Here is a 21,309-nt window from a genome sequence, read left to right as displayed (position 1 = left end):
GGCAAGAATGAGCCTGAAAGCCAGGGTCGGAAATCCCGCAAATGGAGCCCCTCATTTGAGGGGATTTGTGAGCGGTGTAATGATGCGAAGCTGGACGGCTTTGGTCGTGGCGGCCGAGAGCGTGGCGCAGCCCAGCTTGAACCGCGCCGTCTTCAGATAGTCGCGCGTCGTATGCTCGGAAATGTCGAGAATCAGCGCGATGTCCTTGTAGTCCTTGCCAAGCGCTGTCCAATGCAGGCACTCGATTTCCCTCGGGCTCAAGGATGGCACCGGATCATGTTCGCCATAGAGTTCCAGCACAGCTTTGGTATGGATGAGATGCGCAAGTTCTGTCCACGCCTCTTGAGAACTCGTGACCAGTTCCTGCCATTCATCGGCCGGCAAAGCTGAATTGATGGAAAGCAACGACCGGCGCCTGGCCTTGTCGACGACGGGAATGGAGTAACCGTTGCCGCCAAGGCCATGTTTCTGCGCGTCGACCAATAGCGCGTAGGCCTCTGGCGTCGGCTCGACCTCGCTCCAGTCGAACGGAAGTTGACGGAGAAAACCTTCCCTGACGACCGGATCAATCCTAACATAACCGTGCAGGAGATATCGGGAAACCCAGGCATCGGGATAGGTGGTACGAACAAACGGTGCGTCGATCGTATCCATAATTGTCTGCGCGAGATGGTAGGTCACGTAGTCGACGTGATATGCCGCCTGCAGAGACCGAATGGCGGTGTCCACATTGGGCGCCGCTTTGATCTCATTGAAGGCGTGCTCGAATCTTGGGTTGTCGGAGGTTCCCCGCATGACGCATCACCTACCTTTGATACCATCCTACCGCGAGATTGCTTCCACAAACAAGGGCATCCCCACATATGAGGGGAATGACGTTCGCAAAGGCGCCCGTATATCCTCACGTTAGGAGAGCGAGATGGGCCAAGCCGACGAAGCTGAGGAGGCGGTGAGCCAAGCCGCCAGTGGATTGAAAATGAGCTGGCACGATATGGCCGGCTCGGAAGCGTTGATACGGGCTCTGATCGCCGAACGAAACCAAAGGACAAGCGAAGCGCTGTTTTGGGTTCGGGTCTATCGTGCTCTATCCCCCGAGACGATCGATCCCATCCCCTCTTTTTTCCGATAGAACCGCTGTCCCGCCGGGATCTGCGCGATCAGCAGCGCCGCCTGCCCAGGGGCTGGCGCAACCTTTCCGACATCCACCCTCCCTCGCAAGTTTGCGCTTTCCATCATTCCGCCGTCCGCTTTCAATGTAAACGACCGAATTCGCCGCGATTTCTCACGAACACGACGCAAAACGTCACAAACCATGTGATCTTGTTAGTTTATGCTGTTATGAATTTTGATGGGATGTTATGGGCTTTCCATGACGTTTTCGGGAGGTTTCTGTCATCTTTGATCCACGCATCCGGCTACGACCTGTAGCCACCCTCCGGTGCAATCGAAATGACATCCCCATAAGTATCAAAATGATCGCAGTCGCTCGCAATGCTAAAGGGAGAGAGCTTGAATGGCACGCATCACGTTGAGACAGTTGCTCGATGACGCAGCAGAACATGGCTATGGCGTCCCCGCTTTTAATATCAACAACATGGAACAGGCGCTCGCCATCATGGAGGCGGCCGATGCCGTCAACGCACCCGTCATCATGCAGGCATCGCGCGGTGCCAGAGCCTATGCCAACGACATCATGCTGAAACACATGATGGATGCCGTCGCCGAGATCTATCCTCACATCCCGCTTTGCGTCCATCTGGATCATGGCAACGATCCGTCCAGTTGCATGACCGCCATTCAGGCCGGTTTCACGTCGGTGATGATGGACGGCTCCCTGAAGGCCGACGCCAAGACGCCGGCCGATTGGGACTATAACGTCGGTGTAACGAAGACCGTCACCGATATGGCCCACCTTGGCGGCATCTCGGTGGAAGGAGAGCTCGGCGTGCTCGGCTCGCTGGAGACCGGCATGGGCGAAGCAGAGGACGGCCATGGCGCCGAAGGCAAGCTCTCGCATGACCAGCTTCTCACCAACCCGGACGAGGCGGTCAAATTCGTGCGGGAAACGAGGGTCGATGCCTTGGCGATCGCCATGGGCACCTCGCACGGCGCCTACAAGTTCTCCCGCAAGCCCGACGGCAAAGTGCTGGCGATGAATGTGATCGAAGAGATCCACCGCAAATTGCCAAATACACATCTGGTGATGCACGGCTCTTCTTCAGTTCCGGAAGAACTGCAGGAGATCATCAACAAGTACGGCGGCCAGATGAAGCCCACTTGGGGCGTGCCGGTCGAAGAAATCCAACGCGGCATCAAGAACGGTGTGCGCAAGATCAACATCGACACCGATGGCCGCATGGCGATGACCGGCCAGATTCGCCGCGTGTTGCAGGAAGACCCGAGCGAATTCGACCCGCGCAAGTACATGAAGCCCGCCATGGCCGCGCTGACGAAGCTTTGTAGGGAGCGGTTCGAGCAGTTTGGGACGGCAGGTCATGCGACGCGCATCCAGCCGCTATCGGTCTCGGAAATGGCAAAGCGCTACAAGTCCGGCGCGCTCGATCCGGTCTTTTCGTAAAGCCAACGCCGGGCGACAATCCGGCTTCGGCAAGAACGCGAACTATCTGTCCGCAGCGCCTTCGCAGAGGTTTTGCGGACAGTGTTTTTGTGCGTCTGCGGAAGGCCGCCGCTCAGCTCAAAGTGGTCGCGCCGTTTCCGTGACCGATGATCCACTCCGTCAGAAGCCGCACCGCCGCCCTGCGCTGCGGCACCGCGGGAGAAACGAGGAAGAAGGCTTCCTTGGGATGATAGGCAGTTGCGCCAAACACGACGAGCCTCCCCTCGCGAACGAGATCTCCCGCATTCGATTCCCATCCGAGCAGAACGCCCTGCCCCGACAAGGCCGCCTGCGTCGCCTGGACATAATTGGTGAAATAACGGCCGAGCGCGCGGTTTTCCGGCAATCCGTTGAGGCTGAGATAATCCTTCCAGGTCAGCCAGCTATCATCGTCGCTTCTAACATGCAGCAAGGTCGCGGCCGACAGGCCACCTTCGGCCTCGATCCGTTCAGCAACGACCGGACTGCAGACGGGAACGACCCTTTCGTCAAAGAGCTTGACGCTTAGACCGTCCTTCCAATCGCCCGTGCCGTATCGGATGACGAGATCCACCCCAGGCTGGAACTCCGGCGCGCCGGCTGTTGTCAGCACGTTCACGGCAATGTTCTGGTGCTCACTGTAAAAATCTGCAAGCCGCGGCATGAGCCAGTAAGTCGCCGTGCCGACGCTGCAGGCAACAGTGACGGATTGCTCGGCGGCATTCTGAAGCGACCGTATCTGTACGAAAGCCTCCGCAATGCGCCCAAGCCCCTCCGAAACGCCTGCCTGCAGGATCCTTCCGGCTTCCGTGAGCGTTGCTGGGCGCTTGCTGCGATCAAGCAGGCGTGTGCCGACATAATCTTCCAGGGCCTTGAGCGCCTGGCTCACGGCCGGTTGCGTGACATTCAGCTCCGACGCAGCTTTCTGGGCGCCGCCTGTCCGCAGCACGATCTCGAAGACCGTCAGCAATCGGAGGGGTGGCAGGCGAGTTTCCAATATAATCTCTGAGTTATGTTATCTGCATTTTTTTCCATCTTCAGATTAGCGACTACCCGCTCTATTGTCCATAAACAACGGCTTTTGGGGATGAAAGCCGATTATTAACATAAGGAGGCAGGAGGGTAAGATGGACACGGGCCTTTTGGAGACGTCACCGGTGAAACTGGGCGATAAGGGCCTGCATCTCGGCCTGGCAGGTGGGGCGGCAAGCTACTTCAACTATTACTGGCTGCGGGACAATTGCCCGACATCCTTCGACAGCCAGACCCGCGAGCGCGTGTTCGACATCTTCCATCTGGACAGCGCGCCCGCACCGGAGCAGGCCGCGGTGGTCGACGATGCGCTGGAGATCGTCTGGAAAGGTGACGGACACAAGAGCCGTTATCCGCTGAGTCTGCTGGAGCAATATAGCGGCGGCAAGCCCCGGCACGATCCCGCGGACCTTCCGCGACGGCCATGGTATTCGGATCACTATGCCGCCATTGCCAGATTCTCGCAGCCGGAGCTTCTGGCCAACCAGTCGACCGTCGCCAAATGGTTGGAGGCATTGATCGTCGAGGGCGTCGCGATCGTGACGGACATGCCCGACAGCAACGAGGGACTGACAGAACTGGTGCGCCTGATGGGACATATGCGCCCGACATTCTTCGGCGATTATTTCGACGTCCGCACGCATATCAAACCGACAAACCTTGCCTATACGGCAAAGGCTCTGGAACTGCATACCGACACGCCTGCGGAGGAAATGGCTCCGGGCATGCAATTCCTGCATTGCCGGGCCAATAGCGTCGAAGGTGGCAGGAACCTCTTCCTCGACGGCGCCGCCGTCGCCAACGATCTGAAGACGGAGTTTCCCGAGGACTTCAAGCTCCTGACGGAAACGGAAATCCCCTATTATTGCGAACATGACACCTACGATGTCCGCTCTCGGCAGAGGGTCATCGAACTGGACGAGCACGGCGAGGTATCGGGAGTCACCATCAGCCAGCACATGGCCGATATATTCGACCTGCCGCAGACTTTTCTGGATCGGTATTATCCGGCCTTCTGCCGTTTCGGCCGCATGCTGCAGTCCGACAAATATCTCATGCGTTTCACGCTCAAAGCCACGGAATGCATCGTCTTTGACAATCACCGCATCGTGCATGGGCGGGCAGCCTATTCGGCAACCAGCGGCGACCGCTATCTGCGCGGCTGCTACGCCGATCGCGGCGAGATGCGCAGCACCTATCGCGCGCTGACATCGGAAGGACGGTTCAAATGAACGAACGAAACTCCCTCACCGATATTGCCGGTCACGATCTCGCGCAATTGCGGATCGATCTGGCGGCCGCCTTTCGTCTCTGCGTCGAATTCGGCTGGAGCGAGTCCGTCGGCAACCACTTCAGCGCGGCCGTATCGGCGGATGGCAAACAGTTCCTGATGAACCCGAAATGGAAACACTTCGGGGCGATCCGGGCAAGCGATCTCTTGTTGCTCGATGCGGATGATCGGACGGTTATGAATCGTGATAATGCGCCAGACCCATCTGCATGGACTGTTCATGGCACAATCCACCGAGAATGCCCCGAAGTCCGTGTGCTGCTCCATTGCCATCCGCCCTATGCGACGGCGCTTTCCACGCTCAAGGACCCGTCAATGAAACCGATCGACAACAATACGGCGCGCTTTTTCGGCACGCTTGGCATCGATCTCGGTTTCGGAGGGATCGCCGACGATGCCGAGGAAGGCGCAAGACTGGCCCGGTCTCTCGGCAGCAACAAGACCCTGATGATGGGCAACCATGGTGTGACCTGCACCGGCGATACCGTCGCGGAAGCGTTCGAGGATCTCTATTTCTTCGAAAAGGCTGCGAAAACCCTGATGCTGGCCTATTCCAGCGGCCAGGCATTGAACATCCTGTCAGACGATGTCGCCCGCAAGACCGCGGAAGGCTGGCATGCCTATAAGGGCATGGCATTCGCACATTTCGATTACCTCAAATCGACGCTCGACCGGAAGGATGCGTCCTACAGGGAGTAGGGCGCGAAATTCCATCATGGCGCGCGCGAAGAGGCCGGATTGGTTTATATCCGTGCTTCCGCCGGCTGCTGGCCGGACGTATCGGTCAGCCGGCGGCCATGGAACTTCGCCAGCGAATTCACCACATCGTCGATCTCGGCTTGCAATCTTTGCCCGCTCCATCCGAATGCGCCGGCGGCGATCGTGCCGACCGCGCGCAGCCCCTCCATCGTCAGCGCGCCCTCGATGGCCAGCGTGGTGCGGCGGAAGACAATGTCAGACAGATGCACGACAAGCTCGCGGCGCGCGATCCAGTCGATTTCGAGAAAGCTGTAATGCGAAGCGCCGGGAAGCCGCTCGGCGTCGCTATAGGCAGAACCATGCTCAAGGATTGCCGAGGCCGTGGTGCCGTAGCGGGCCAGAAGCGCGCCGACCCGCTTCGGATCGATACCGGTCCTGGCGGCAACCGTGCGCACCCATTCCTTCCTTGCACCGGGATTGGCAGGAAAATCCTTGCCGCCGCCGATTGCAAGCTGCTGGGTGGAAACGCGTCGTGTCCGCTTGAAACGGCTGAGCACGGTATCGGCGACTTCTTCGGCAAAGCCGCGGAAGGTGGTCCACTTTCCGCCCACAAGCGAGATGATCGCGAACGGGCGTCCTGCCTGCGGCTCCAGCACCGGGGCGGAATGGTCACGGCTGATCAGCCCAGGCGACGACGCATCCGAAGCTGGCAGCGGGCGGATGCCGCTATAGGTATAGACGACCTGCTTCTCATCGAACTGCAGCCCTGGCAGCAGCGACCTCAAGCTTTCTAGGAAATAATCGAGCTCCGGCTCCTCGCAGCGCACATTGTCCGGATCGGCGCTTGGAATATCGGTGGAGCCGACAAGGGCAAGACCGAGATAGCCATAGACCAGGCAAATGCGGCCGTCGTCGGCTTCGAAATAGATCATATGGCCGTTCAGGCTACGCACCAGCTCCGGATGGTCGAGCAGGATGTGCGAGCCTTTTGTGCCGCCGATCAGATGCGAGGACGCGCCGAGCGTTTCGTTGACACGATCGATCCAGGGGCCGGCAGCGTTGATCACAAGCTTCGGCCTGACGGAGAACGCGCTGTCGTCCGGTCGGCGGAAGGTGAGCGTCCCGTTCGATGACGAGATCAGCGTCGTGGAATTGGCGGCGAGCGCATTACCGTTGGCCTCCAGCCCATCCTTCACGAGCTCATAGACGAGCCGCTCCGGCCTGCTGATCTTGGCGTCGTAATAAATGCCGCCGGCGACGATTTTCGGCGTGACATGCGGCATCTCCTTCAGCGCCCGACCCTTGAAGACGAACCTGTGGCGGGGCATGACGCGGCCGCGCGACCCGAAGAAATCATAGAGCGCGAGCCCGATCTTGATGAGGACCGCGCCGCGGCTCCTCGGCGCGGTGGTCGAGCCGGTGAGCGTGCGCAACGCCGCCCATATGCCGCGGGTCCAGGAAAAGATCGGAACGAAGGTCGGCAGCGCCTCGACGCAATGCGGCGCATTCCTCAAGAGCAGATTGCGTTCAAGCGTCGACTGCGCGACCAATCCGAATTCGCCGGTCTCCAGATATTTCAATCCGCCATGAATGAGCCGCGACGGGGCGGCACTGGTGCCGGAACCAAAATCGGACTTGTCGACGATGAGGCAGTCGATGCCCTGGATTGCAAGATCGCGAAACAGTCCGGCGCCGTTCACGCCCGCCCCGAGGATGACGACATCGATGTCGCCATCCTGCAGTCTCGAAAAGCGTTGGTCCAGATCGGCGGCGGTATCGGTCATGACGTCATGGTCCTGCTGAAACTCTAGTTTGCGGCATCCGCCGGCACGAGGCCGCCGATCTTCGGCCAGAGCGGCGCCATGGCCTCGGCGATCTCCTTGAAAAGATCGTAGCGCACGCGATAGTCGGCGCTGCGGCCCGCATCGGGATAACAAGTCCTGGCAATCGCGCCGACATTGCGCGGATCGTTCTGCGGGCCGTCATAAAGCCCGACACCCGCGCCGGCGCAGAGGGCCGCTCCCCACGCTGCCGCCTCGTCAGTTTCCGTCACCGTCACCGGCATTCCAAGAACATCGGCGAACATCTGGACGACCCTCGGATTGCGGGAAATGCCGCCCGCAAGCCTTGCCTCCCCGAAGGCGAAACGGTCACTCAGCGCATCGACGTGGATTTTGTGGTTGAAGGCGATTCCCTCCAGCACGGCCCGGAGCATGTCGCCGCGATCATGCCAGCCGCCGAGACCGAAGAAGCCGGCGCTTGCCGAGGCGCCATAGGGTGAGCCGAACAGATAGGGGTGGAAAAGCGCCGTCGAGGAGCGGCCGAACGCCGCCTCTATCTCGGGTGCCAGCAATGCATGGATCGATCCGCCAGACGCTTCGCAGCCTGCGCGTTCGCTGGCGCAAAGCCGGTCGAGAAACCAGTCGTAATTCGCCGTCGAAGCCGGGGAGATCGACATGTTGTTCCATTGACCGGGCGCAATGGCATTGCGGCAGAACCAGCGCCTGTCGACGCGTGGCTCGGAGGAAAGGGTTTCGTTGATCGAATATGTGCCGGCGATCACCGCAACCACGCCGGAGGCGTAACCGCCCGCGCCGAGCGCCGATGCGGTGACATCGTGCAGACCGGCGACGACAGGCGTTCCCTCGGCAAGCCCCGTGCGCGCCGCTGCGGCTCGCGTTACATGACCGACGATCTCGTCCGAACGCGAAGCTGGCGGCAAGGCATCGGCCAACGCTTCCAGTCCGAAAAGCCCGAGTGCGTCCAGCGAATATTCCTGGCTTCGGACATTGGTAAAGGAGGTACTTGCTTCCGTCCTATCCGTACCGATCACCTCGGTCAGGCAGAAGCACAGCCAGTCCTTGCAGCTCATGATATGGCCGATCTCCGCAAAACGGGCCGGCTCCTTCTCCTTGATCCAGGCAAGCAGTGCCGACGGTGCCGAGACATGCGGCAACTGCCCGGTAAGCTCTATCGCTTCATCAGCAATCGGACTTTCCAGCCAGCGATCGACGACAGCTCCCGCCCGGCTGTCGAGCGACAGGATCGCATGCCCCAACGGCTTGCAGGCGCGATCGAGCATATAGATGCCGTCGCCATGAGCGGTTGCCGCGATCGCCTGGATATCGGAGGCGGGACGTTTGCTGAGACTGATCGCCTCGGCGATTGCATCCGCCGTCGCCGTCCAGAGCTCATCCATATCGCGTTCGATATGCCGGGCCTTCGGTATGAACTGTGTGACGCGCCGGCGCGCCACGGCAATCGGCGTTCCGTCGATGTCGAAGATGACGGCTTTCGTGACCGTCAGACCGCTGTCAATTCCGAGCAGACTCGGCATGCTTATGACTCCGGATGGTGGAAAGGCCGCACGCATGATCCGGTCTACGAACAGACGGGCCGCTTTTGGGCCTTTCTGCCATCGCCACCCTCATGACCGGCCCCCATCGCCCTTGGCGATGACGACATTGATATCTTTGGACCGCATGCGGTCGATGTGGATGGCAGGCGTCTTGTCATCGACGACCACGGCATCAAACTCGCTCAGTGCCGCGAAGCTGTGCAACGCACGCCGCTCGAATTTCGTGTGATCGGCAAGCAGGATGCGCTTGACGGCGCAGTCAAACATCGCCCGTTTCGTATCGACTATTTCCGGCGACTGGTGGAAAGCGATGTCGTCGGTGATTGCCGACATCGAAATGAAAGCGATATCGGCCCGCAACCGGGTGATTTCGTTGATCGTCATGCGGCCCATGAAGGCATTGCACCAACTATAATACTGGCCGCCAAGCGCCAGAAGCGTCACGTCATGCATTCCCTTGAGCGTATTCATCAAGGTCAGCGAGTTGGTGATGGCCGTCAGCGGGACCTTGGCGGAGAGATGGGTTGCCATCTGCAGCACGGTCGTCGAGTCATCGAAGAAAATCGCCTGACCCGGCTCGACAAACTGCATCGCCGCGGCCGCAATCGCTTTCTTTTCAGCCGCCTGCCGGTTTGAACGATAGACATCGCTCGATTCAATGAGACTGGTCGCGGCGGCAGTGACGATGCCGCGCGTCTTGCGGAAAAGACCGCGGCTTACGAGTTCGTCGACATCCCGATGAGCGGTCATCAGGCTGATGCCGAATCTCTCGGTGAGATCCTCGATACGCATGGAACCTTCCGTCATCACGGCCTCGGCAATCATCTGCCGGCGAACGAGCTGGCGGGTGTGCCGGCTGTCGCTTGGCAATTCGTCCAAAAGGGATGCTCCCAGGCTTGTCTTCTGTGTCACTTTGGCCCCTGCCGCTGAATCTCGTCGATGTCGGTTTCGTACAGCGAATGCAGTGCGAAGGCAAAAAGAGGAGATGGAACAACCCTTTGCATTGCGCATGTCTTGGCTGCCCCCGGCGAACCGCCGGCGGCCGGATGAGGGAGACGCCGCTGCCGGCGTCCCCCTGTCGTCGTCACTGCGACAGAACGAACGGAGCCGTGTACTTGTCGACGTTGTCCTTGGTGATCAGGATGCAATCGAAAAGCTGCTTCTCGCTCTTGGCGCCGGTCTTACCCGTCTTGATGACGCTGTCAGCCTGCTTGACAGCTTCCGCAGAGAAGGTCGCAACCGGCTGCAGCACGGTGTACTGCAGTTCGCCAGCCTTGATCGCGGCCACCGCATCCGGCGAACCGTCGAAACCGCCGACCTTGATCTTGGCAAGCTTGCCGGCTTCCTTCAGCGCGGCGATCGCGCCGAGCGCCATTTCGTCGTTACCGGAAATGACGCCGACAATGTCGGGATTGGCCTGCAGCATGGATTGCATCTTGTCATGGCCCTGGGTGCGATCCCAGTTGGCGACTTCCTTCGCGACCTTCTGCAGGTCCGGATACTGCGTCAGCACCGTTTCGTAACCATTGGAGCGGGTTGCGGCATTGTTGTCAGACGGAGCGCCGAGCAGTTCGGCATACTTGCCCTTGTCACCGACGCTTTCGACCCATTGCTGGGCGCCAAGTGCTGCACCCTGCGCATTGTTGGAGACGAGCTGAGCCTTGGCGAGACCTTCCTGGTTGATTTCAGCGTTGACCAGCAAGACCGGAATGCCGGCAGCCACAGCCTTCTTCACCGCGCCGACCGAGCCGTCGGCATTGGCCGGGTCGAGGATGATGGCGACGGATTTGTTGGTGATTGCCGTGTCGATCAAATTGCTTTCAGTATTGGTGTCGCCTTTGTGGGCACTGACGGTTGCCGTATAGCCCAGCTTTTCGGCCGTCGCTTTTGCGACATTGCCTTCCGTCAGCCAGTAAGGGTTGGCCGGATCGTTGACGATGATCGTCATCTGACCAGCGGCCCATGCCGCTCCAGTCAAAAGCGGCGCCACCGCGACTGCCGTAATAACAATGCGCAAGCCTTTTTTAAACATTGGTCTCTCTCCCATTTGATGAGCTCGGATTGTGCCGGCGAGCCGGCGGTGCTTTCCGCAATCGGCGGCTGTTCGAAGCAGCCCGCCGTCGTGGACAAGTTCTGTCGCGATCGTCAGCCCGATTTGGTCCGACGCCCGTATTGGATGCTGTTCATGAGGACCGCGAGCACGATGACTGCGCCAGTAAAGACGGTTTGCCAGTAGGCGGACACGCCGATGATGACGAGACCGTCCGACAGGAAGCCGATGACGAAGGCGCCGAGCATCGTGCCGCGAACGGTGCCCCGACCACCGGTCAGCGCCGCGCCGCCGATCACTACGGCTGCGATTGCGGTCAATTCATAGGTCGTGCCTGCTGTCGGACCGGCCGAGGTGAGCTGCGACGACAGAACGAGGCCGGAGATCGCGGCGCAGACGCCGGAAAGAACGTAGACGATGATCTTCACCCGCTTGACCGGCACGCCAGACAGATCGGCTGCACGCTCATTGCCGCCGGAGGCATAGAGCCAGCGACCGAAAGCGGTGCGGCTCAGCACGATGCCGCAAATGATGGCCAGCGCCGCCAACACGATGACGCCGATCGGAATGCCTGCCAGGCGGTTGAAGCCGAGCCAGTCAAAGCCAGTATTGCCGAGTTCCGGACGGCCGCCGAGATTGTTGTAGGTCAGGCCGTTGGTCATCAGCAGCGCGACGCCGCGCGCTACGTAGAGAACACCGAGCGACGCCACGAAGGCCGGTACCCGCAAATAAGCAATCAGCACGCCGTTTACCGCGCCCACCAACGCGCCGAGCGCGCATGTGATCACGACAACAGCCCAGACCGGCGGATAGAGGATGACACCGAGGCTCGACAGCGTGACGCCTTGCATCAGGAAACCGGCGATGCAGCCGGCAAGGCCGAGCGTGGAGCCGACGGAAAGGTCGATGCCGCCATTCAGAATCACGAGCAGCATGCCGATCGCCAGAATGCCGAAGATCGCGACATGCGAGGCCATGATCAGGAAGTTGTTGAGCGTGAAATAGTAGGGCGACAGAAAGGAAAAGACTGCGATGATGACGATCAGCGCGAAGAACGCGCGGCCCTCGAGGATCAACCGGATGGGATTGGTGTTCCGCTTCTGCCCGTTCGCAACCGCTTTCTTTCCTGTGACATTCGTGACTGACATAATCAGCGCTCCATAATTGCCGGCTAGTGCGCGACCACTGCTTCGCCTGAGGCGGCCATGATTTTTTCTTTGGTGACGTCGGGACCGAATTCGGCGGATATCCTGCCTCGATGCATGACGATGATGCGGTGTGCGATGCTCAGGCATTCGCCGACCTCCGAGGTCGAATAGATCACCGCCAGGCCCTGCTTGGCGCGTTCGGCCAAAAGCTTGAACACTTCCGCTTTCGCGCCGACATCGATGCCGCGGCTCGGTTCGTCGAGCAGCATGACCTTGGGTTCGGTCGCCAGCATCTTGCCGATCACGACCTTCTGCTGGTTGCCGCCCGAGAGAGAGCCGATCGCCGCCTCGCCACCATCCGTCTTGATATGAACCTTGCGGATCGAGTTGTTCACCAGCTCCCGCTCGCGCCCACCGGAGGTGAGCAACCCCTTGGTGAATGCGGCGATGCTGGCGAGCGAAAGGTTGGAGCCGACTGTCATTGTTTGGACGAGGCCGTCGCGCTGGCGATCTTCAGGCACCAGCACCAGGCCGTTGGCGATGCGTCCGGCGATGTTGAGATTGCCGACATCGCGGCCCTCAAGCAGAACCCTGCCGCCACTTGATCGAAGACGTCCGGCGACGCATTCGAGCAGTTCGGTGCGCCCTGCGCCCATCAAACCATATATGCAGATGATCTCGCCGGCACGGACCTGCAGCGAAAGACGATCCACTGCGTTATAGGCGGCGCCGGACGGTCCGGGGACGGTCAAATCCTCAAGCGCCAGCGCGACCTCGCCGATCTCATGGCCGGTCGGCGGACTGCCGAGATCGAAGTTCTCGCCAACCATGTTGCGGACGATCCATTCGAGATCGATGTCCTTACGCTCGGCATAAGCCGTCATGTTGCCATCGCGCAGCACGACGGCATGGTGGGTAATCTGCAGCGCCTCTTCGAGATGGTGCGAGATATAGACGATGGAGACGCCGCGGCTTGTCAGGTCACGAATGACCTTGAAGAGAACCTCCACCTCGCTGGCGCTAAGCGCCGAAGTGGGCTCATCCATGATGAGAATACGCGAATTGACCGACAGAGCGCGGGCGATTTCAACGATCTGCTGCTGGCCGAGGCGCAGATCCTCGACGGGAGTGAGCGGATCGATCTCCTCCTCGAGTTCCGCCATCAAGGCCCGCGTCTGGCGTTCCTCCTCGGCAAAGTCCACGCCGCCGCTCTTGATGATCTCGCGGCCCATGAAAATATTGTCGCGGACATTGAGATTGGGAGCGAGGCTCAGTTCCTGATGGATGATCGAGATGCCACATTCGCGGGCATGGGTGGAGGAAGAAAACGAGACCGGCTGGCCGTCGAGGACGATCTCGCCGGAGCTTGGTTGGACGACGCCGGAGAGGATCTTCATCAGCGTCGATTTGCCCGCTCCGTTCTCGCCGAACAGGGTGGTCACCTGGCCACGATGAATGTCGAAATTGACACCCTTCAGGGCATGGACGCTGCCATAGGATTTCGTGACGTGGCGGGCAGCAAGAACGACCTCGCCGCGTACGCCCTCATTTTGCAGCGCCGCACTCATTTGACTTCGACTTTCACCGGCGTGACGAGCCAGTTTTTCGGATTGATGAGCTTGAAGACGCCGACGACCGTTCCTGTCTTGCCGGAGAGATTTTCAACATCGAGACCGGCGAGCACGGCCTTTTTCATCTCGTTGTTGATTGCCGAACCGGCATCCTGATACTCGATCTGGTTGGTGAACTGACCGAACTCGATAGTGCCCGTAGCGTCGCGCAGGTCCGTGCCGTTGACGGCCGGCCCCGTCTGGACGCGCACGACGACGTCGGCCGGCAATCCATCCACCTTGATCTCGTTGTAGTTGGCCTTTCGGGCGCCAAACACGCCCGTCAGCGAAACCGGCATGACCGGGCCAGTGCTCGTAGCAACACCATATTTGTCGCCGGCCGCCTTCTTGTCCGACGCGATCGCATTGGCAAGATCGACGGCGCCGACGGCGCGTTGCTCGACATTTGCTTGCACCTTCGGGAACTCCTGGACGCCGTAAGCCTCCGGCGAAAACGCCTGCTCGCGCACATCGTCTTCGGAGCCGATCTTGACGATGGTCGTATCGAAGCCGATCGCCGCGATGACGATCACTGCCGCCGCCACGCTCGCCCACAATGTGAATTTCGGCTTGGAGGCCGCGTTTTGAATTTGTGCACTCATATTCGAAAGACCTTCGGCGCTATCGGCCGGATTGCCCTGCTGGCAGGAAAACGGAAAAAGCGAACGACTTTCGCTGGCAAACGATGGTCATCGAAGCCGCTGTCGGCTTGCCCGGATGGAACGACATAGGCCTCGCCCATCGACACGACGGCATCGCCATGAAGCCCAACCGTATACCGAAACGAAATAGCTCATCGAAGTTCCTCCTCGGTTGCCAGCGCTTGTCTCCCCCCAATCGCCTGGCCTCGTAAACAACGGCATGCGACGTCAGTTACGATATAAGAATGTTATTAACATCACCAAGCATGTTATAATTTTCCGAATGTGTCAACTGCACTCTGGCACCCTCGGCAACTTCCTCTCATGTTCCCCGTAGAACAAACTGCAGCAGCCGACATATTTGTCATTGCCGCCAGCGCCTTGGCGCTCGAAACATTAAATTCAGCATTTCCGAATGAATTCTCTTAGAAAATATCGTTAAATATCAAAAATATATGACGCGATTCCACCATGCGCTTCGATTGGCAGGATTTTGGGCTGCAAACGCTACGTGTCCAAGCCACACGGCGTTCACCCACGCGGAATCCACGTACCTTCGAGCGATCGCAACAATTGACACGACCTATTTTATATGAAAAAAATTACATTGCTAGAAAATTATTACGATCGATATGAGATTTCTATGTTATAATCTGATTGCGATTTGTAGCGTGAGAATGCGGCTTATCAAGATCGCGCCGTGGGAGCAGTTTTCGGCATGGACCGTGAAGATCTCAGGTCGGGCGATTGGGGAGGAGCAAGGAATGGAGTTCACACAAGGACTGGCCGCTGAGGCGGATCTCGGTGCGTGGGAGCTATCGCCCAATGCCTAGCAACGACCCGATCATTATCGGAATTGATGCGGGGACATCCGTTATCAAGGCCGTCGCCTTCGAACTTTCAGGCCGGCAGATCGCCGCCGCCTCGGCTCGCAATCAATATACGATGGGGGATGATGGTTCCGCTACGCAGCCGCTTGACCGCACGTGGTCGGACTGCGTCAGCGCCCTGCGCGGGCTCGTCGAAAAGGTCAACGACCTTGCCGCGCGCACCGCCGCCATCGGCGTCACCGGTCAGGGCGACGGCACCTGGCTCGTCGGCTCCGGCAATGTCCCCGTCGGCGATGCCTGGCTTTGGCTCGATGCAAGGGCCGCTTCGACGGTCAGCCGCCTGAACGGCCATCCCAATAATCGCGCCCGCTTCGAGGCAACCGGCACAGGGCTCAACACCTGCCAACAAGGCCCGCAGCTCGCGCATATGGACCGCTATATGCCGGAGCTTCTGGATCGAGCCGAGACGGCCCTTCATTGCAAGGATTGGCTCTACCTCAATCTCACCGGCGTCCGCGCAACCGATCCGTCCGAGGCAAGCTTCACCTTCGGCAATTTCCGCACGCGCCAGTACGATTCCGTCGTCCTCGACACGCTCGGCCTCAATCATCGAGAATCCCTTCTGCCCGAAATCATAGAGGGAACGGAGATCACGCATCCGCTGTCGGCGGGTGCAGCAAGCGCGACCGGCCTTTTGGCCGGCACGCCGGTCTGTCTCGGCTACGTCGATATGGTCATGACGGCACTCGGCGCCGGAGTGCGAACCGCAGGCCAGAACGCCGCCTGCTCGACGATCGGTTCGACGGGCGTGCACATGCGCGCCAAGGCGGTCTCCGACGTCCAGCTCAATGCCGAGGGCACCGGCTATGTGATCGCCCTACCGATCCCCGGCATCGTCACCCAGGTTCAGACCAATATGGGCGCGACGATCAATATCGACTGGATTCTGCAGATCGCCGCCGACCTGATGTCGGAGGCGGGCAAGCCCGTTGCCGCCTCGGACCTCATTTCCCGGATCGACACATGGTTCGCTGAAAGCCGCCCCGGCTCCATTCTCTATCACCCCTATGTTTCTGAGGCGGGAGAACGCGGACCCTTCGTCAACGCCCACGCGCGCGCCGGTTTTACCGGGCTCTCCATCCGCCACGGCTTCCCAGACCTGGTTCGCGCCGTGGTCGAAGGCCTCGGCATGGCGACGCGCGATTGCTACGCGGCGATGGGCGATATGCCGCTTGAGCTGCGAATGACCGGCGGAGCCGCGCGAAGCCGCGCGCTACGGCAATCGCTCTCGGCCGCCATCAGCGCGCCGGTCCGGATTTCCGAACGCCAGGAGGCGGGAGCTGCCGGTGTTGCCATGATGGCCGCGGTCGCAATCGGCGCCTATGCGACCATGGACGACTGCATTGCCGAATGGGTCACCCCGCTGCTCGGCGAAGCCGAAGCGCCCGATGCGGAACAGGCGCGCCGCTACGATCGATTGTTCCCAGCCTATCTGGACGTGCGGCAGGCGATCGCACCCGCATGGGACAAGCTCGCGACGCAGCCATAGGGGCAAGAGAGATGATTTTTGATGCGCACGGCATCCGAAGGAGCATGAAATGACTGAATCCGAAATCCTCGATCTCTTCGTGATCGGAGGCGGCATCAACGGCGCCGGCATCGCCCGGGACGCAGCCGGTCGGGGTCTCTCCGTCATGCTCTGCGAAAAGGATGATCTGGCCGAAGGCACGTCGTCCCGATCCGGGAAGCTCGTCCACGGCGGTCTGCGCTATCTTGAATATTATGAATTCCGCCTGGTGCGCGAAGCCCTGATCGAGCGCGAAGTGCTGCTGAATTCCGCAAGTCACATCATCTGGCCAATGCGTTTCGTGCTGCCGCACAGCCCGACGGATCGCCCCGCTTGGCTCGTCCGCCTCGGCCTCTTCCTCTACGACCATCTGGGTGGCCGCAAGCGATTGCCCGGCACCCGCTCCCTCGATCTCAGCCGGGATCCGGAAGGCACGCCGATCGTCGATCAATATAAGAGGGGTTTCGAATATTCCGATTGCTGGGTCGACGATGCGCGGCTCGTGTTGCTGAACGCCCTCGATGCCGCTGAGAAGGGTGCCAAGATCCTGACGCGCACCGCCTGCATCAGCGCCCGGCGCGACAATGGCAGTTGGCTCGTCCAGATGCGCGACCAGCGTTCCGGCGACCTCCGCACGGTGCGGGCACGCGCTCTTGTGAACGCCGCAGGCCCCTGGGTCAACGATATCATCGGCCGTGTCGCCGGCTCCAACAGCCACCGCAAGGTCCGGCTCGTGAAGGGCAGCCATATCATCGTCCCGAAATTCTGGAGCGGTCAGCATGCCTATCTGGTCCAGAACCATGACCGGCGCGTGATCTTCATCAACCCCTATGAAGGCGACATGGCCCTGATCGGCACCACCGATATTCCCTACGAGGGCAAGCCGGAAGAGGTGAAAGCCGACGAGCAGGAGATGGACTATCTGATCGCCGCCGTGAACCGCTATTTCAAGGAGAAATTGCGCCGTTCCGACGTGATCTCAAGCTTCTCCGGCGTTCGGCCACTGTTCGACGACGGTCAGGGCAATCCTTCCGCCGTGACGCGCGACTATGTCTTCGACCTCGACGAAACCGGCGGCGCACCGATGCTCAATGTTTTCGGCGGCAAGATCACGACGTTCCGCAAGCTGTCCGAACACGCCCTGCAGAGGCTCGCCAAATTCTTCCCCAAGATGGGCAGCGACTGGACCCGTGCTGCGACATTGCCCGGCGGCGACATTCCGAATGCCGATTATGCCAGCTTCACCGACACACTGCGCGAGGCCTATCCCTGGATGCCGCGCGCGCTCGTGAACCACTACGGGCACCTATATGGCGCGCGGACCAGGAACATCGTAGGCGAAGCGGCCTCGCTTGCCGGCCTCGGACGCCATTTCGGCGGCAACCTCTATGAGAAAGAGGTCCGCTACCTCGTTGCCTACGAATGGGCGCAGACCGTGGACGACGTTCTCCTGAGACGCACCAAGGAAGGCCTGCATATGACCGCCAAGGAGAAAGCGGATTTCTCGGCTTGGTTCGAGAGCGAACTGGCTTTGGCCGCCTGAGATATCCGCGCATCCGAGGAGCCGCCCATGCCATTGACACTTTCACTCAACACCAATCCGCTGGTGAACCGTTTTGCCGAGCCGGACGATCTCATCGAGACGGTTGCACGCGATCTCCGGATCCGCGATCTGCAACTGACGCATGAATTCATCAATCCGAGCTGGCAGGCGGCGGTGATCCGGAAGCTGACCCGTACGATGCGAGCCGCGTTGGAGCGCACCGGCGTTCGCGTAACTTCAGGCATGACCGGTCCCTATGGGCGTCTCAATCATTTCGGCCACCCCGACGCCGATGTCCGACGCTACTACGTCGACTGGTTCAAGACCTTCGCCGACATCATCGCCGATCTCGGCGGCCAGTCGGTCGGCACACAATTCGCCATCTTCACCTACAAGGATTTCGACGATCCGGCACAGCGGGAGAACCTTACCCAGATCGCGATCGATTGTTGGGCTGAGGTTGCCGAACACGCCCGTTCAGCCGGCCTTTCCTATGTGTTCTGGGAGCCGATGAGCATCGGCCGCGAGTTCGGTGAGACGATCAATGAATGTATTGCGCTGCAGGACCGCCTGACGGCTGCCGATCTCGCGGTGCCGATGTGGATGATGGCCGACATTGATCATGGCGATGTCACATCGGCAAATCCCGACGATTATGATCCTTATGCCTGGGCGCGCGCCGTTCCCAAGGTTTCTCCGATCATCCACATCAAGCAAAGCCTGATGGACAAGGGCGGGCATCGGCCATTCACGGCAGAATTCAACGCCAGGGGCCGTATCCAGCCCTCGCCATTGCTGCAGGCATTCACCGAGGGCGGCGCTGAGGACAACGAGATCTGCCTCGAACTGTCGTTCAAGGAGCGCGAACCCAATGATCGTCAAGTTGTTTCGCAAATCGCTGAAAGCATCGCCTTCTGGGCGCCTCACATCGACACCGGCGCAGGCAGCCTCCGCATCTAGTTGCAAGAACCCGGCAAGGCTTTAGGACATCAACGTTACGGCATCGCATTTGATTCTTGGTCGAGCACCGATGCCGTAACAGCAACGAAGCCTTTATGGGCCGGCATCGAACGGTGCTACCGGAGAAAGGGCGACCTTGGGTGAAACGCAGGACTGAATGGAAGGGGACAATCGATGGCCGATGCGGATGAGTCGCTCGCGGTGCGTGCTGCCTGGCTGCACTATGCCGGCGGACTGACACAGTCGGAGGTCGCCAAACGCCTTGGCGTCCCTTCCGTCAAGGCGCACCGCTTGATCGCACGGGCGGTTGCCGATGGCGTCGTCAAGGTGACGATCGACGGCGATATCGTCGAATGCGTGGAGCTTGAAACCCGTCTGGCGGAACGTTTCGGCCTGCAATATTGCGAGGTAGCACCGGATCTCGGCGAAGAGGGCTTCGAGTTTCGCGCCCTCGGCCAGGCCGGTGCCGGCTTCCTGAAGCGGGAAATCGAACGCGGCGACAACAAGGTCATCGGTCTCGGCCATGGCCGGACATTATCGTCGGCCGTGCACCACATGCCGCGTTTGAACGCGAAGGGGCTGCGATTTGTCTCGATGCTCGGCGGCCTGTCAAGAAACTACGTGGCCAATCCCTATGATGTGATGCACCGCATCGCCGAAAAGACCGGCGCGCACGCCTATATGATGCCCGTGCCTTTTTTCGCCAATACCGGCGAGGACCGCGAAGTGATGCTTGCTCAGCGTGGCGTCAAGGAAGTGTTCGATCTCGCAAACAACGCCGACCTGAAGCTCGTCGGTCTTGGCACAGTCGATACCGATGCACAGCTTGTCCTCTCCGGCATGGTGGAGCCGCGCGAGATCGCGGAGATCGCGGCCGCGGGCGGTGTAGGCGAAATACTCGGGCATTTCTTCGATGCTGACGGACGCATTCTCGAGACGACGCTGACGGCGAGAACGCTGTCGGCTTCCTTGCCTAAATCGAAGAAGGAAAGGCTGGTCGCCTTGGCCGGCGGCGTTGCAAAGGCGGAGGCCATCCGCGCGGTCCTCAAAAGCCGGTGTCTCTACGGCCTGATTACCGACGAACGAACGGCCCAGGCGCTTCTGGGGCCGTCTCACGCCACATAAAATTATAACAAACTAACAAAATTAATGTGGAATCATGTGATAAACGTGTTACATTCCGAAGCACCCAAGCCGGAGAGAACCGGAGCACCAAGGTGAAACGAGAAGAACGGCAACAATCGATCATCAACCTGCTCATCGAGCATAAAAGCATCGACCTCGATGACCTGGCCGATCGCTTTGCCGTGTCGAAGATGACCATTCACAGGGATCTTGATGATCTCGAACAGGCCGGCGTCCTGCGCAAGATCCGGGGCGGCGCGACGATCGACGCGGGCATGCAGTTCGAAAGCGACTTCCGCATCCGCGAACGCCAGGGCAATGAGGCCAAGGTCAGCATGGCGCGTCGCGCGCTGGAACTTGTCGAGCCGGGCATGACGGTCATGGTCAACGACGGTTCCATGGCAGCGGTTCTCGGCGAGATGTTGTTGCAGAAGCGCCCGCTGACGCTGATCACCAATAATGCCGCGATCATCGAGAGATTGAAGAACGAAAGCGGCATCACATTGATTGCGCTGGGTGGGATATATTCGCCGAAATTCAACGCATTTCTGGGGGTCGTGACGGAGGAAGCATTGTTTCGCCTCAGGGCGGATATCGCCTTCATCTCGACACCAGCCGTTTCCGGCACCCTCGCCTATCACATGGATGACAATGTCGTACGCGCGAAACGGGCCATGATCGCGTCTGCGAGTAAGGCCTGCCTGTTGGTCAATCACCAGCGCATCGGACATACGGCCCTGCATGTCATGGCCGATCTTTCCGCTTTCGAGGCCATCATCACCGATAGCACCCCAGAGCCCGCCGCCGCCGCGCAGCTCGAACGCGCCAACATCAACCTGATCATCGCCTCGGACTAGGA

Annotated in this window: 18 protein-coding genes; 9 read left to right on the top strand and 9 right to left on the bottom strand. The window is 60.0% G+C overall.

Features of this window, described 5'->3' with window-relative positions:
- Window positions 1-51: 51 nt before the first annotated feature.
- Window positions 52-795 (bottom strand): LuxR family transcriptional regulator, encoded by a 744-nt coding sequence (locus GGD50_RS13985; protein WP_183937865.1) that lies wholly within the window; start codon window positions 793-795, stop codon window positions 52-54.
- Between the two features lie 124 nt (window positions 796-919).
- On the opposite strand from GGD50_RS13985, the gene GGD50_RS13980 reads away from it, so the two are divergent.
- Together GGD50_RS13980 and fba are read left to right on the top strand one after the other, a co-directional pair.
- On the top strand, window positions 920-1,129 hold the full coding sequence (locus GGD50_RS13980) for a hypothetical protein (protein WP_183937863.1): 210 nt from the start codon (window positions 920-922) through the stop codon (window positions 1,127-1,129).
- Window positions 1,130-1,513: 384 nt separating this feature from the next.
- On the top strand, window positions 1,514-2,578 hold the full coding sequence (fba, locus tag GGD50_RS13975; protein WP_183937861.1) for a class II fructose-bisphosphate aldolase: 1,065 nt from the start codon (window positions 1,514-1,516) through the stop codon (window positions 2,576-2,578).
- 112 nt (window positions 2,579-2,690) lie between these two features.
- Here fba and GGD50_RS13970 read toward each other — a convergent pair whose 3' ends face one another.
- A complete protein-coding gene (locus GGD50_RS13970; protein WP_183937859.1) occupies window positions 2,691-3,593 on the bottom strand; it encodes a LysR substrate-binding domain-containing protein in 903 nt (300 codons plus the stop codon).
- 130 nt (window positions 3,594-3,723) lie between these two features.
- Here GGD50_RS13970 and GGD50_RS13965 point away from each other — a divergent pair, with 130 nt between their 5' ends.
- Both GGD50_RS13965 and GGD50_RS13960 read left to right on the top strand, forming a co-directional pair.
- The gene (locus GGD50_RS13965; RefSeq protein ID WP_183937857.1) at window positions 3,724-4,860 is read left to right on the top strand and encodes a TauD/TfdA family dioxygenase; all 1,137 of its coding nucleotides are present in this window, start codon (window positions 3,724-3,726) and stop codon (window positions 4,858-4,860) included.
- Window positions 4,857-5,618 (top strand): class II aldolase/adducin family protein, encoded by a 762-nt coding sequence (locus tag GGD50_RS13960; protein ID WP_183937855.1) that lies wholly within the window; start codon window positions 4,857-4,859, stop codon window positions 5,616-5,618. The genes GGD50_RS13965 and GGD50_RS13960 overlap by 4 nt, the downstream gene beginning before the upstream one ends.
- Before the next feature lie 44 nt (window positions 5,619-5,662).
- On the opposite strand, the gene GGD50_RS13955 is transcribed toward GGD50_RS13960, so the two are convergent.
- The 7 genes from GGD50_RS13955 to GGD50_RS13925 all read right to left on the bottom strand — a co-directional run bounded on the left by GGD50_RS13955 (window position 5,663) and on the right by GGD50_RS13925 (window position 14,386).
- A complete protein-coding gene (locus GGD50_RS13955; protein ID WP_183937853.1) occupies window positions 5,663-7,402 on the bottom strand; it encodes a glycerol-3-phosphate dehydrogenase/oxidase in 1,740 nt (579 codons plus the stop codon).
- A gap of 23 nt (window positions 7,403-7,425) precedes the next feature.
- Window positions 7,426-8,955 carry an FGGY-family carbohydrate kinase gene (locus tag GGD50_RS13950; RefSeq protein ID WP_183937851.1) on the bottom strand — a complete coding sequence of 510 codons (1,530 nt, stop codon included), beginning with the start codon at window positions 8,953-8,955 and terminating at the stop codon, window positions 7,426-7,428.
- A gap of 90 nt (window positions 8,956-9,045) precedes the next feature.
- Entirely contained in the window at window positions 9,046-9,888 is an 843-nt protein-coding gene (locus GGD50_RS13945) for a DeoR family transcriptional regulator (RefSeq protein WP_183937849.1), read from the bottom strand.
- A 172-nt stretch (window positions 9,889-10,060) separates the two neighbouring features.
- Window positions 10,061-11,008: a D-ribose ABC transporter substrate-binding protein gene (locus GGD50_RS13940; protein WP_183937847.1), complete on the bottom strand. Its 948-nt coding sequence runs from the start codon at window positions 11,006-11,008 to the stop codon at window positions 10,061-10,063.
- A 113-nt stretch (window positions 11,009-11,121) separates the two neighbouring features.
- Window positions 11,122-12,174, bottom strand: a complete 1,053-nt coding sequence (locus GGD50_RS13935; protein ID WP_183937845.1) for an ABC transporter permease — start codon at window positions 12,172-12,174, stop codon at window positions 11,122-11,124.
- A 23-nt stretch (window positions 12,175-12,197) separates the two neighbouring features.
- Window positions 12,198-13,742: a sugar ABC transporter ATP-binding protein gene (locus GGD50_RS13930; RefSeq protein WP_183937843.1), complete on the bottom strand. Its 1,545-nt coding sequence runs from the start codon at window positions 13,740-13,742 to the stop codon at window positions 12,198-12,200.
- Window positions 13,739-14,386 (bottom strand): DUF2291 domain-containing protein, encoded by a 648-nt coding sequence (locus GGD50_RS13925; protein WP_183937841.1) that lies wholly within the window; start codon window positions 14,384-14,386, stop codon window positions 13,739-13,741. Before GGD50_RS13925 ends, GGD50_RS13930 begins: the two co-directional genes overlap by 4 nt.
- Before the next feature lie 864 nt (window positions 14,387-15,250).
- Between GGD50_RS13925 and GGD50_RS13920 the strand changes: the two genes are divergently transcribed.
- The 5 genes from GGD50_RS13920 (at window position 15,251) to GGD50_RS13900 (ending at window position 21,307) form a co-directional block, all read left to right on the top strand.
- A complete protein-coding gene (locus tag GGD50_RS13920; protein ID WP_183937839.1) occupies window positions 15,251-16,804 on the top strand; it encodes an FGGY-family carbohydrate kinase in 1,554 nt (517 codons plus the stop codon).
- A 49-nt stretch (window positions 16,805-16,853) separates the two neighbouring features.
- Window positions 16,854-18,365 carry a glycerol-3-phosphate dehydrogenase gene (locus GGD50_RS13915; RefSeq protein ID WP_183937837.1) on the top strand — a complete coding sequence of 504 codons (1,512 nt, stop codon included), beginning with the start codon at window positions 16,854-16,856 and terminating at the stop codon, window positions 18,363-18,365.
- 27 nt (window positions 18,366-18,392) lie between these two features.
- Complete coding sequence (locus GGD50_RS13910; RefSeq protein WP_183937835.1) at window positions 18,393-19,325, top strand: sugar phosphate isomerase/epimerase family protein; 933 nt, start codon at window positions 18,393-18,395, stop codon at window positions 19,323-19,325.
- Window positions 19,326-19,499: 174 nt separating this feature from the next.
- Window positions 19,500-20,450, top strand: a complete 951-nt coding sequence (locus GGD50_RS13905) for a sugar-binding transcriptional regulator (RefSeq protein ID WP_183937833.1) — start codon at window positions 19,500-19,502, stop codon at window positions 20,448-20,450.
- A 92-nt stretch (window positions 20,451-20,542) separates the two neighbouring features.
- The gene (locus tag GGD50_RS13900) at window positions 20,543-21,307 is read left to right on the top strand and encodes a DeoR family transcriptional regulator (RefSeq protein WP_183937831.1); all 765 of its coding nucleotides are present in this window, start codon (window positions 20,543-20,545) and stop codon (window positions 21,305-21,307) included.
- Window positions 21,308-21,309: the final 2 nt, after the last annotated feature.

The organism is Martinezella paranaensis (assembly GCF_014200235.1).
Taxonomy (GTDB): Bacteria; Pseudomonadota; Alphaproteobacteria; order Rhizobiales; family Rhizobiaceae; genus Rhizobium; species Rhizobium paranaense.
The sequence above is the reverse complement of the archived record's forward strand: the minus strand, read 5'-3'. Positions and strand labels throughout refer to the sequence as shown.

Excerpts from the sequence above, each read along its gene's own strand:
- GGD50_RS13910 (WP_183937835.1), top strand. The coding sequence starts at position 18,393 with ATGCCATTGACACTTTCACTCAACACCAATCCGCTGGTGAACCGTTTT.
- GGD50_RS13950 (WP_183937851.1), bottom strand. The coding sequence starts at position 8,955 with ATGCCGAGTCTGCTCGGAATTGACAGCGGTCTGACGGTCACGAAAGCC.
- GGD50_RS13925 (WP_183937841.1), bottom strand. The coding sequence starts at position 14,386 with ATGAGTGCACAAATTCAAAACGCGGCCTCCAAGCCGAAATTCACATTG.
- GGD50_RS13955 (WP_183937853.1), bottom strand. The coding sequence starts at position 7,402 with ATGACCGATACCGCCGCCGATCTGGACCAACGCTTTTCGAGACTGCAG.
- GGD50_RS13920 (WP_183937839.1), top strand. The coding sequence starts at position 15,251 with ATGCCTAGCAACGACCCGATCATTATCGGAATTGATGCGGGGACATCC.
- GGD50_RS13940 (WP_183937847.1), bottom strand. The coding sequence starts at position 11,008 with ATGTTTAAAAAAGGCTTGCGCATTGTTATTACGGCAGTCGCGGTGGCG.
- GGD50_RS13935 (WP_183937845.1), bottom strand. The coding sequence starts at position 12,174 with ATGTCAGTCACGAATGTCACAGGAAAGAAAGCGGTTGCGAACGGGCAG.
- GGD50_RS13985 (WP_183937865.1), bottom strand. The coding sequence starts at position 795 with ATGCGGGGAACCTCCGACAACCCAAGATTCGAGCACGCCTTCAATGAG.
- GGD50_RS13965 (WP_183937857.1), top strand. The coding sequence starts at position 3,724 with ATGGACACGGGCCTTTTGGAGACGTCACCGGTGAAACTGGGCGATAAG.
- fba (WP_183937861.1), top strand. The coding sequence starts at position 1,514 with ATGGCACGCATCACGTTGAGACAGTTGCTCGATGACGCAGCAGAACAT.
- GGD50_RS13915 (WP_183937837.1), top strand. The coding sequence starts at position 16,854 with ATGACTGAATCCGAAATCCTCGATCTCTTCGTGATCGGAGGCGGCATC.
- GGD50_RS13930 (WP_183937843.1), bottom strand. The coding sequence starts at position 13,742 with ATGAGTGCGGCGCTGCAAAATGAGGGCGTACGCGGCGAGGTCGTTCTT.
- GGD50_RS13980 (WP_183937863.1), top strand. The coding sequence starts at position 920 with ATGGGCCAAGCCGACGAAGCTGAGGAGGCGGTGAGCCAAGCCGCCAGT.
- GGD50_RS13905 (WP_183937833.1), top strand. The coding sequence starts at position 19,500 with ATGGCCGATGCGGATGAGTCGCTCGCGGTGCGTGCTGCCTGGCTGCAC.
- GGD50_RS13960 (WP_183937855.1), top strand. The coding sequence starts at position 4,857 with ATGAACGAACGAAACTCCCTCACCGATATTGCCGGTCACGATCTCGCG.